The following is a 12,076-nucleotide window of genomic DNA, read 5'->3' as shown; positions in this document are numbered from 1 at the left end:
TAAAAAACTCCTGAGATTGCCACGCCAGCATAAATGCTGGCTCGCAATGACGGGACTTTTATAAACAACATAGCTGACAGAAAAATAATAAAACGATAACAAAATGAAAAAGAAACCGATAATAGGTGTTACACCTGATTTAGCTCAAAATTGTGAAAAATATACTTACGCTGCTTTTCCATGGTACGCCTTGCGAAGAAACTATACCGATGCAATTATTGCAGCCGGTGGTGTACCTCTATTATTACCTTATCAAACTGATACAATAAATCAGCTTATGGAACTTGTTGACGGTGTTGTAATTCCAGGAGGTGATGAGGACATACATCCTAAATTTTATGAGCCGGAATACGCCGAAGATGTAGTAATTTCTAATGAAGAACGTGATAATTTTGAGATATTAGTTTTAAAGAAAGCATTAGAGAGAGATATTCCGGTTTTAGGAATATGCCGAGGTATGCAGTTATTAAACGTTATTTTTAAGGGTACGCTTATTAAACATATTCCTGATTATATTGAAACTGTAATTAATCATACACAACCTTCGCCTAAAAACATAGTTTCGCATGCAATTAATATAGAAGCAAATACTAAACTTGCTAAAATAGCTAATAATCATCTACAAACTATGGTTAATTCTACTCATCACCAGGCTGCTAAACAACTTGGTAATAATCTTATAGTATCTGCAAAAGCAGAAGACGGGATAATTGAAGCCATTGAATCAACTAAACATAAATTTGTTATCGGCGTTCAATGGCATCCTGAATATCTTAACGATAATGGAGTAGATTTAGAATTATTTAAAGAACTCGTAAAAGTTAGTAAGTAAATATTAGTTTTCAATATAATTAGATGAACATATTACAAACGCTTTATTATATTCATATCCAAGCGGCCAACAACATACGGAATTTTTAGAGCGTTCACATACGAAAGTAGAACCTCTACCATTGTCTCCCAGTTGATACTGACCATAAATTACAGGTCCACATTGTTCTTGCCAAGCAATTGAATATTTTACTCGATTATCTTGCACATCCCATTGTTGTAAACAGCCACCAATAATACAATTCATTTCAGCCGCAAATAGTTTAACCAATTTTTGTATTATCAAATCTTCTTGTTGTTCTACTTGTATATTATCACAATAAGCTATATGTGAGTTTAAATTATTAGCATAAGCTCGTGATGTTATAGAAACTATAATAGTAAATAATATAATAAAAATTTTCATATGATACCTTATTTATAAAATTTAAATTAATATATTTTAAGATACTTAATAAGAAACTAATAATCAAATATTATTTATTGTACTATATTATCGTTTTAAATAAGATTTGTTTCGGACCTTGGATCTGTTATATTATCGTAAAAAACATTATTTATGACTGCTGATTATTCTTTTTTAGAAAGTTTTGCTGAGTACATCATTGATAAATTAGGGAAAGGTGCAGAAGTTCAAATAATATTACCTAATAATTTTTCATGCCTAGAATTAAAGAAAATTTTAACCGATAAATATAAAATTAAGTTACCTACCATTATTCCTTTTAATTCTCTTATTTCAAAAAAAACCAATTCGGATTATGTATCTAAAATAGAAGAACTTCTTATTATATCAAAAATAATTACAGAATATACAGACTTACAATTTAATAAAAATGAATCACTAAAAGCTGCTGAAATTCTAAGGAAATTGTTTAATGATCTTATAATCAATAATATCGATATAAAATTAATTGAAACTTATAATAATTCCAATTATTGGCAAAAGATTTATAAATTTCTAGAATATTGCTTTTCGAGATGGCAAGAAGAAATATCGTTTACTCAAAAACAAACTAAGGCATCTTACAAATTAAAGCTATTACAAGAAGAAATAATAAGGATAAAGAATAGGAATAAGCAAATAATACTCGCCGGAATGTTCAAACCTAATGTTTTTTTTAAAAGATTTGAGGAAGACTTAAAGGACTATATAGTTCACTATAATCCAGCCTCCAAGCAGATTAGCGATGGTATATCTTATTATGAACCTAATGACATTTATGAAGAAGCTAAACAAATAGCTTATATATGCAGTCAAAATAGCGATAAAAAAATAGCAATCGTTACAGATAATAATAAACTTAAAAGAGTATATTGCAATTTTTTAGACAGATACGAAGATTTACTAGGTAATGACTTAAGGCTTACTAATATAGGTGAATTACTAACTTCCATTATTAAAATATTATGTAATAATTTTGATTTAAAACTCCTATTTTTATTACTTAAAAATCCTTTAATTAACTGCTCTGCTACACAAAAATTAGAAGTAATGCTATCTAATAAAAACCGCTTTATATCCTCACCGAAATATTTATTACAATTACAATTTGATAACGAGGATACAAAAGAATATTGCCGTAACTTAATAGATATTTTATTTACCGATAACCCGCATAATATACTAGATATTCTGACCTTAACTAAAGAAATAGCTGAAAAACTTTTGCCTACTATTTGGGAAAAAGAAGGAGGAGCAGAACTAGTTGAGTTTTTAACAAATTTAACTTCATACAGCAAATATATAAATTCAACGGATAAAAAGGATTTTCCTAAAATCTTCTCTTTTTTACTTTCTAATATCAAATATTATAAAAATACCGACTCTGCCAATATTATTATAGCACCACCGGAAGGTTTAGCATTATGCAAATTCGACTTAATTATATTACCGCATTTTAATAATGAAAACTGGACACCTACCACTAAATCTCACCCATGGCTTAGCAAGAAAGCTTTGCAGATACTAAATATAGATTACAATGAAATCGTCCCTACTCTATATTCAGATTACTTCAATTTATTTCTACAAAATAAACAAGTAATTATACTAAACGCTAAAAAATATGATGGTAAGTTATCAGTGCCGAGTAATTTATTTTTGAAGCTGCAACTTGAGCATGTCATACCTACTTCTTCCTATGTCATTCCTGCGAAAGCAGGAATCCAGCTTAATACAAACCTAGACATGGATCCCTGCTTTCGCAGGGATGACATAGGAGAACGCAGAGATGACATAGGGATAGGCAAGGATGACAAAGCAGCAAACTCCACTTTTTTCCCAAGCATCTTATCAGTAACCGACATAGAAACATTAATAAGAAACCCATACGGGTTTTATGCTAAGAAAATCCTTGGACTACGTAAAAAAGATAATATATGGGAAGAGCCTAAAATATCGGATTTTGGTAATTTTATTCATAAAGTTTTAGAGGAATATTCTAAAAATTACGACAAACAATTTATTAATTTAAATTTGTTTGATAAACAAAATGCTTTAATAAATATCGGTAATCATATTTTATATGGCACTATTTTACCAAGCTACACAAAAAAAACTTGGCAAATAAAACTTACGGCTTTCAGCAAAGCTTTTATTTTATTTGATATAGAACGCCGGAAAAACTGCAAAGAAATCTATTTTGAAATTAAAGGGGAATTACAGCTAAATATTGCAGGTCAAGATATAAAAATAATCGGTATAGCTGACCGAATTGAAATAAGTAAATCAAACAATATAACTATACTGGATTATAAGACCGGCACTATTCCGACTAAGAAAGAAATAGAGCTTGGACTCTCTCCACAGCTTATTATAGAAAGTTTGATGTTACTAGAAAACGGATTCCCGGAATGTCATTCTCTGTCCCTTTTATGTCATTCCCAGCCTCTTTTATGTCATTCCTGCGAAAGCGGGAATCCAATCACCATTGCCTATGTAAAAATAACCAGTACCGAACCTTATGTGCAAACAACAGAAATAGCTTTAAGCATCGAGACTTTAAATAAACATAAAGCAGGATTAATAAAATTACTTGAATATTACGTTACAAATAAGTCTTTTTCTTATGATTTGAATTTATCAAAGTATAATGATTATTTGCATTTGGGTAGGTAGGCTCACTATGTCATTCCTACGAGGTATTGCCTGCGTGGATACTAAATCGTCATTGCGAGGAGCGAAGCGACGTGGCAATCTCATGAAATAATACTCCTGAGATTGCTTCGTCGAATTACTACGTAATTCTTCTCGCAATGACAGAAAACCGATCCACGCAGCCTATGGCTACTCGCAATAGAGTTTACAACTCCATCACTAGTTTAAATCCTTTATTCTTCCCCATAATAATCTTACTACCCGTATTATAAACAATCGGATCGTTAATTTTTTCATGACCGAATCTATTTGTTTTAAATACCGGAATATTTAAATTATCTGCAAAATTACGAAGCACTAACATTGTGGCGTCAAGATCTTTACCGAATGAACCAAATATTATAGCCTTAACATCCTTAAGTAACCCTGCTTGCTTTAAGTGTAAAAGCTCACGATCTAATCTAAAAGGAGCTACATTCACATCTTCTAAAAAAAGAATTTTGCCTTTAGTCTTTATTTGCCAACTTGTTCCTATACTAGTTTGCACCATAGTTAAGTTACCGCCTGTTAGTTTACCGTTAACAAAATCACTTGATTTTGCTATATCGTTAAGCGGACTCAAATTATCTATAGTAACCTGCTTTACGGTGCCTTTTAATATTTCAGCAAGCTTGGTAAAATTACTTTGTTCTTTATCAGGTTTTAATAAATCAGCTATATTACTGCCGTGAATAGTTTTCCATCCCCATTCTTGTGATAGAAAAAGATGTAACGCCGTTATATCGCTATATCCTATAAAGAATTTCTCTTTATTTGGTTTTGGTAGCTTTAGTAAATCGGGAATTATTCTAGCAGAACCGTAACCGCCTCGTAAACTCCATACTACATTATCAGACTCATCAAATAATATATCCCGCAGGCAATTAAATCTTACTTCATCGCTACTTGCAAGAAAGGGTAGCTTACCTTTAGCAAAACATTTAGAAGGAATTTGTAAATTTAATCCATTAATATTTTTTAAATCCGATAAAGTTTTATTATCAGCACCTGTTGCCGGAGCAACAACAGTAATAGGGATATTTTTTAGGTTAGTAGCAGCAGAAAAAGCTGATATTGAAAAGAATAATATTATTAGTAAAGATAAGTTTTTAAGAATCATGAATATAATTGATAGGTATTTGAGAATCCTGTTATATGAATCAGTAAACCCTACTATGTCATGCCGTGACTTGACCACGGCATCTAGTCTTTATTTTATTTTTTCTAGATACCGTGGATAAACCACGGTATAACAGAGGAAGGAAATTATTCTAAATACGAATAATCTCCACCAGTAATATTAACTTCTTCATCTTTTAACTCCGCAAGGCTAAAGTCAGTGTAATTATTGAACTCCTCACTAATACCTAATGTTTCAGATATAGCACTTACTACGCTTAACTCTTTAGAATCATTATATAAATCGTAAGCTAATTTTAATGCTATTTCTTTTTTCACAAGCTGATTGGTTTCAGGAGTTAACTTCCTTAAATAAAAATCTAAATCTTGTGGGTTATATATTGCATCTATAATTTTCTTAACTTCAATTTTTTTACCATTATTAAGCGTTACTTTAGATTCTAGTAATTGTGATATAACCTCTATATCATCATCGGAATCTTCATCTGACGTGTTACCTTTAAAGTCACTAGAATTTATACTCTCTGATGAAGCCTGAGAGGTTGTAGCTTTATTTGAATCCTCATTTATTATAAGGCTTTCTATTTTAGCCCATAGCGTATCAACAGAATCACAACTACTATCAGCTAGATATTTATTACCTTCCTCTCTAGGTGGTACAAAAGCATTATCAACAAATTCTTTAACTATCCACTTATTGTTAAATTTATCAGAAGCACTTTCTATAAACTTTTCTAAATTATTAGAACCTAACTCTAAGAATTTATTTTTAAGTTCTATGGGAATATGACTTTTTGTATCTAACCATATTTGCATTCCTGTTAGTATTTCTGATATTAACTTATTAGTATCTTGTTGGGTTATAATACTTTCTATTTTAGGTTCAACAAGCTTTGCCCATAGCTGGTCAGTTGAACTACAGTCACAATCGGCTAAATATTTTCTACCTTCTTCTCCAGTTTTTACAGCATTATCAATAAATTCTTTAACGATCCATTTATTATTAAATTGGTCATGAGCAGCTTTTATGAATAATTCTAACTTACTAGCACCTAACTCTAAGAATTTTTGCTTAAGTTCTATAGGGATATGACTTTTTGTATCGATCCATGTTTGCATTCCTGTTAATATTTCTGATATTAACTTATTAGTGTCTTGTGTCGGTACAATAATGTTATTACTCTTAATAGTAGCCTCAAGTGCACTTTTAGTATTAGCATTCAAGCTAGATACTAAATTTTCATACTGGGCTGGATTATTTTTAGTTTCTTTTAAAGTTCTTACTACATTCTTAAATGTAGTGACGTGGTCTGAATGTTTATGCCCTGACGTACTTGTCATCCAATCCCATCTAAAATATTCAAACCCGCCGGTAGCATGATTTGGAATTTCAACATGTGCAGATTTATGGTCATATTTAATGCCGATTGCATCAAGATCTTGTTTATATTTCTTTACTTGAGTATCTGTATCATTACGCTGTTTTTTATAAGTGCTTCTCCATTTTTTTCATAACTTCCTTCTTAATTTATGTTTTTAATTAGTTTCCGTATCATACTTATATATTATCATATGTCAAAATAAAACACTAATGGAAATTAACTTTTTGATATATCACAAGCATGTAAGTCACGCTTAAAATACAAGCTACTATTCTTATTTAAGATTACCCTATAAATCTGAACATTTTCAAGTACCCGTTGAACATAATCTCTAGTTTCAGAATAAGGTATTAACTCAATCCAGTCAATGACTTTTCTTGTATCTTTTATATCCCTTGGATCACCGAATCTATAAATCCATTTTACTACTTTATGACTTCCGGCGTTATAAGAAGCAATCGATAAAATATAAGAACCCTTATGTTCATCTAATAATTTTTTAAAATGATGTGAACCAAGCTTAATATTATATACCGGATTCCTAGTCAAATCTGCTACATTACATTGCATATTTATAGATTTAGCAGTATCACAAGCAGTACCTTTAATAAGCTGCATCAGTCCCATAGCATTTGCATAGCTTACAGCTTTATGATCAAAAACCGATTCCTGTCTAATTATTCCGTAAGTTAAATGAGGTGGGATAGGCAAACCTCCTAGATTATAAGGCGTTGGAAAAGCACAATCCGGAATAAAAGCGTTATTTTGGGCAGCAATTTTTGCTACCTCAACCATATGGTTAGTATTATTATTTGCTTTAATAATATTCGCAATTATTTGAATTTCTGCAGGATTTTTAGTAGTTTTAATCGCTACTTTGGAATATATCATGGCTAAATTATTCTTATTATATTTAACCAGTAACCTTATTGCTTTAATAATTTCTTTATTTTCTATAGTTTTCCTTTCTTCAGAAGTTATTACGGGAATAGGAGGTAAAACTAATTTTGTCCTATTTAATTCAATATTTGCTACCTGCCCATAAAAGGTAAAAGAATATTTGGCTGCCTGCTCATAAAATTTCTTGGCAGTTTGTTTATCGCTTCTCGCTTCATAAGTACGACCGAGCCAATAAAATCCACGTGCCAAACTAATCGGAGTCTTAACAACTTTAATAAACTTATTAAAATGTACTAATGCTTGATCAGGCTTCTTTAAAAAGCTTAAAGAAAGCCAACCCGCAAGCCACTCCTGCTCCCTTATAGTTTCAGGACAAGTAGCAAAAGGAAGCGTTGCCATTCTATAGCTATTAGCAAAATCTTTGTAATCGATGAATTCACGAGCATAATAGGACTGAATACGACACCATTTAGCAAAATGTTTACGGTTATTTTTAGCTTTCTTAAATAAAGTAATAATTTCCTTTGTCGGCTTTTGTATTTTTTTAAAATCTAAATAACGATATAATAAACCGGAAGTATAGTATTTTTCAGGAACAGTTTTAAAAAGCTTTTCAGCATTTGGCGATTTACCTATAATCGCAATTTGGACTTTAAAAGAATTACGATAACCTTGATCTATATATTTCAGGGATTGCTCAGCAGACCTAACATCATTTTTCCATAAATGTTCTTCTATTCTCTCTAAATGATCATTTGTTGTTAAATATTTATGCCACTTATTGTAATATACATTTTCTTCTTCAGGAGTGAAGTTGGCATATACCCAAGCCTCTTTAATAATAGGTAGTAATATCTTCTGATCTTTGATTAAACTACTTGCAGCTGCCACATAAAATTTATAACCTTTGCCGGTAAGAGGAGGATGTTTACTAAACCAATCAAAAATTACTTTTTTATTTGTATTATTATTTAGATATTCTTCCGCTCTTTCTTCAAGCAGCTTATTTTGAGGCCAATCCGGATTATTGCGTAAAAACCTTATTACTTGTTCAAAACTATTATCTGAATATTTATTATCTAAATATTTCTGAGAAAGTACAATTTTTGTTAAAACTTTACTATTTACCTCTAGAGCTAAATCTTCAGCTTGTGACCAATTTTTTTGATCGATATAGGTAAAAACCTGCTTAACAGAATCAGAATTTACCGCAGTTGTCATCCCGTGGCTCGACCACGGGATCCAATTCAAAGCTAACAAAAATATAGAAGTTAATAATTTTATTTTCATAAGTTTTATGATTTGTTGCAGTTGTCATCCCGTGGCTTGACCACGGGATCCAGTACCTTTATGTCATACCGCGACTTGATCGCGGTATCCAGTTTTTTTTTCTGGATACCGTGGACAAGCCACGGTATGACACCGAGCGGGTTTTTTGAGCCATGCAACAAAGCCGGAGCGAAGCGACGTGGCAATCCAGAAAAAATAATAAAAAAATGCTAGTTGTATAGCATTTTTTACTGGATTGCCACGTCGCTTCGCTCCTCGCAATGACGATTAGATATCCACGCAGCAATGACGTCAAACACCCGTAGAACCGAAACCGCCGCTACCACGTATCGTTTCCGTAAGGCTACTACTTTCTTCCCATAATATGCGTTCGTACTTAGAAATTATCATCTGTGCAATTCGCATGCCTTTTTCTATAACGAAATCTTCTTTACCCAAGTTAATAAGAATCACCTTTATTTCGCCTCGATAATCTGCATCAATAGTACCGGGTGAATTAGCAACCGTAATACCGTGTTTAACGGCAAGACCCGAACGAGGTCTTATCTGTGCTTCAAATGCGTCAGGTAATGCTATAGCGATGCCGGTTGGAATTAGCTGTATTTCACCTGCTTTTATTGTTATAGGTTGCTCATTTGCAGCTATTAAATCCATCCCCGCACTATGCTCTGTAGCATATTCCGGCAAACTACCTGAAAAATTTTCTAATTTCTTAATTTTAACTTGCGTTATAGTCATACTACCTTATATCAAATTTATCGTTAATAATTTTATTTTCTACTGCATCAATTAAAGAATTAGCAAGATTATCGGTTAATATCTTACTTCCCATGCCAAGTTTCTTTTTAAGCCAAGGCTGTTTAGCACACAGATATTGAAACTTAATATTATCGCCGAATTTTTCTTTCATTACGCTATACATATCACCTATGCCATCAATTAAGCCGTAATCAAGAGCCGTTTGCCCTGCCCAAAATTCGCCGTTAAATAAAATCTCGTCTTGTTGTGTTAGCTTCCCTGCCCTTCTTGTTTTTACGTAATCAACGAAGTGCTCATAAACTTGCTGTTGCAAATTTTTAATAATTTTAAGGTCCTCTTTATTAATAGGTTTAAAAGGATCTAAAATTGCTTTATTTTTTCCTTCCGTATAAACTCTACGCTCTATTCCGAGTTTATTAATCGCTTCATGGAATCCGAATCCGCTTGACACTACTCCGATACTACCTATAACCGAACTATAAGAAGCATATATCCAGTCACCGCTGCAAGCAAGCCAATATCCGCCTGAAGCCGCCATATCTTCAATAAAACTATAAATTTTTATTTTATTTTCTTTAGCAAGGTCACGAATACGTTTCGCAATAAGTTCAGATTGTACCGGAGAACCGCCGGGAGAATTAATAATTAAACATAATGCTTTTAATTTCTTTATTTTAAAAGCTTTTTCTATTAGTTCATTTAATGATTCTAAAGTAAGTCCCGATTGTATAGTACTTACTTTACCGATAACACCACTAAGGCGTAAAACGGCAATCACTTCTTTAGAATCACCAAAAACCGAAGCAAATAATTGATCTAATTTACTTATCTGCCGTTTGGTTATTATCTGATCAAATTCTGCATTCGCCATAGTTGATTTATTTACTTCATTCATTGATTTTGCTCATTTTTAATTTAATATACTCGCTGAATTTGAAAAATTGGCTGCGTCGTCTTGTAACTCCTCCGGTCCTCACGTATTAATATACGCTGCGGTCCTCGGCTTACAGCCTCCTTGCTCTTTTCCAAATTGAGCTTCGTCTATTTATTTGGAGTTACTATAGCATCTTTTTTTACAGGCGGCAAAGGCTTAGCCGGTTTATTCAGAGATTGCTCGTTATAACTATTTTTAGGTTCAGGATAATTTCCGGGAATGGCAGATAAAATAGTATCTCTAACTTTTTCGTCATACCAATTTGTATTGCCGACAAAGCTAGTTACTATTTTGCCGTTTGGGTCTATTAATATACTAGTCGGTAAACTAATAACCCCTAAGGCTTTAAATAATTCATTTCTATAATCATGATAAATCGGCAAATATCTTATTTGATAGCTTTTAAAATATTCTTTAACAATTTTTATGTCTTGATAATCTTCTGAAATCGGAATTACTGAAAAAGGTAATTTCCTAAAATCTTTTTGCAACATATCAAGGTCAGGCATTTCTTTGACACAAGGAGCACTCCAAGTAGCCCAAAACACTAACAATATAGTCTTTCCTTCAAACTGATCAAGAGAATATTGATTTTTTTCTTCATCAAAAAAAATTATATTATCAGGAACGCTTAAACCTCTTGAAAATTCTAATTTATCCTTAGGCTTCTCATAGAGCTTAGCATGAATTTTAGGAATAAAAATTATTATAGATAATAAAAACACTATAATATATATAAGATATTTATTATAATTTCTTAAGGTCATATAATAATTTATAGTAATGAAAACTTTTTATTTATTCGTATTAGCACTTACATTATGTAGTTGTGGTATAAAAAAACCTTTAGAAGCACCGTCATCTAATATCATTTCTACATAAGCAGGAATGACATCAATAGACACCTTGCCTAACGTAGCTAATAAGGAGAAATTTGAAGGAAACACGGAACACAGAACCGCAGCGTACACGCAAGTAACGTGAGGATTCGAGTACCGGATTGACGTACAAATTACCCTTAGAAGCAAGTTAGGCAAGGTGTCTAATACCTCTTCAGTGTCGTACCTTGTAATACTAAATCAAAACAATAAGACGGCATATTTTCTTGCGGTTCGATTAATATCGGATTTACTTCACCGCACTCATTATCACACATATTTTTATCAGATAAATCTAAGCGTGTTTCAAGAGTAGTAAGACTGGGATGTTCTATTCTTATGTTTGCACTTCTCAAATAACGAGAAGATTTATAAGGCAGCATGCTAATAAAGTAATATTCTCCTTTATTATTAGTAGTAGCAATACCGGAACCGGTAAAGCTTGAATCGCTTTTACTTGTAAATCTTCTTTTATCAACTCTAGTTTTTAAAGGTTCATAAGGGTATTTACCTCCGCTTCCTACTTGCCATAAATAAACTTTAGCATCTGCAACCGGTACACAATTTTGATCTAATATTTTTCCTTTAATTAATATCTTTTCACCGTAAAATTTTGATAATCTTCCTGTTTTACGTAATAAATTATTAGTAGTCTCAAAAACTTTCGGTTCATAATCATTAAATATATTTCTAGTAATTTTACAATGATTAAGCTTATTAGGGTAAGTTTTGGAAGCAGCAAATATGTTTAACGTCCATAAACATAAAAAACAAAATATAAATTTTTTCACTTTTCACCACTATATTTATAAAATTCTGCATC

At 31.9% G+C, this 12,076-nt stretch carries 9 protein-coding genes and 2 pseudogenes; 3 read left to right on the top strand and 8 right to left on the bottom strand.

Features of this window, described 5'->3' with window-relative positions; all coding sequences use genetic code 11:
- The first annotated feature begins 103 nt into the window (after positions 1–103).
- Entirely contained in the window at positions 104–832 is a 729-nt protein-coding gene (locus H6P87_RS02890) for a gamma-glutamyl-gamma-aminobutyrate hydrolase family protein (RefSeq protein ID WP_202069961.1), read from the top strand.
- A 3-nt stretch (positions 833–835) separates the two neighbouring features.
- Here H6P87_RS02890 and H6P87_RS02885 read toward each other — a convergent pair whose 3' ends face one another.
- Complete coding sequence (locus tag H6P87_RS02885; protein ID WP_202069960.1) at positions 836–1,237, bottom strand: hypothetical protein; 402 nt, start codon at positions 1,235–1,237, stop codon at positions 836–838.
- Between the two features lie 153 nt (positions 1,238–1,390).
- Between H6P87_RS02885 and H6P87_RS02880 the strand changes: the two genes are divergently transcribed.
- Entirely contained in the window at positions 1,391–3,952 is a 2,562-nt protein-coding gene (locus H6P87_RS02880; protein WP_202069959.1) for a PD-(D/E)XK nuclease family protein, read from the top strand.
- A 184-nt stretch (positions 3,953–4,136) separates the two neighbouring features.
- On the opposite strand, the gene H6P87_RS02875 is transcribed toward H6P87_RS02880, so the two are convergent.
- The 6 genes and pseudogenes from H6P87_RS02875 to H6P87_RS02850 all read right to left on the bottom strand — a co-directional run bounded on the left by H6P87_RS02875 (position 4,137) and on the right by H6P87_RS02850 (position 11,142).
- Positions 4,137–5,090, bottom strand: a complete 954-nt coding sequence (locus H6P87_RS02875) for an LD-carboxypeptidase (RefSeq protein ID WP_202069958.1) — start codon at positions 5,088–5,090, stop codon at positions 4,137–4,139.
- 860 nt (positions 5,091–5,950) lie between these two features.
- A pseudogene (locus H6P87_RS02870) lies at positions 5,951–6,623 on the bottom strand (hypothetical protein); the annotation flags it as partial.
- An 85-nt stretch (positions 6,624–6,708) separates the two neighbouring features.
- A complete protein-coding gene (locus tag H6P87_RS02865) occupies positions 6,709–8,682 on the bottom strand; it encodes a lytic transglycosylase domain-containing protein (protein ID WP_202069957.1) in 1,974 nt (657 codons plus the stop codon).
- Between the two features lie 291 nt (positions 8,683–8,973).
- Positions 8,974–9,420 carry a dUTP diphosphatase gene (dut, locus tag H6P87_RS02860; protein ID WP_202069956.1) on the bottom strand — a complete coding sequence of 149 codons (447 nt, stop codon included), beginning with the start codon at positions 9,418–9,420 and terminating at the stop codon, positions 8,974–8,976.
- A 1-nt stretch (position 9,421) separates the two neighbouring features.
- Entirely contained in the window at positions 9,422–10,336 is a 915-nt protein-coding gene (locus H6P87_RS02855) for a S49 family peptidase (protein ID WP_202069955.1), read from the bottom strand.
- 146 nt (positions 10,337–10,482) lie between these two features.
- Positions 10,483–11,142 carry a TlpA disulfide reductase family protein gene (locus H6P87_RS02850; protein ID WP_202069954.1) on the bottom strand — a complete coding sequence of 220 codons (660 nt, stop codon included), beginning with the start codon at positions 11,140–11,142 and terminating at the stop codon, positions 10,483–10,485.
- A 121-nt stretch (positions 11,143–11,263) separates the two neighbouring features.
- Between H6P87_RS02850 and H6P87_RS02845 the strand changes: the two are divergent.
- A pseudogene (locus H6P87_RS02845) lies at positions 11,264–11,405 on the top strand (palindromic element RPE1 domain-containing protein); the annotation flags it as partial.
- 12 nt (positions 11,406–11,417) lie between these two features.
- Here the strand turns inward: H6P87_RS02845 and H6P87_RS02840 are convergent.
- Positions 11,418–12,044, bottom strand: coding sequence for a dioxygenase family protein (locus H6P87_RS02840; protein WP_202069953.1), 627 nt, complete (start codon positions 12,042–12,044; stop codon positions 11,418–11,420).
- Positions 12,045–12,076 lie beyond the last annotated feature (32 nt).

It is taken from the genome of Rickettsia tillamookensis (assembly GCF_016743795.2).
In the GTDB taxonomy this organism is placed as follows: domain Bacteria; phylum Pseudomonadota; class Alphaproteobacteria; order Rickettsiales; family Rickettsiaceae; genus Rickettsia; species Rickettsia tillamookensis.
The sequence above is the reverse complement of the archived record's forward strand: the minus strand, read 5'-3'. Positions and strand labels throughout refer to the sequence as shown.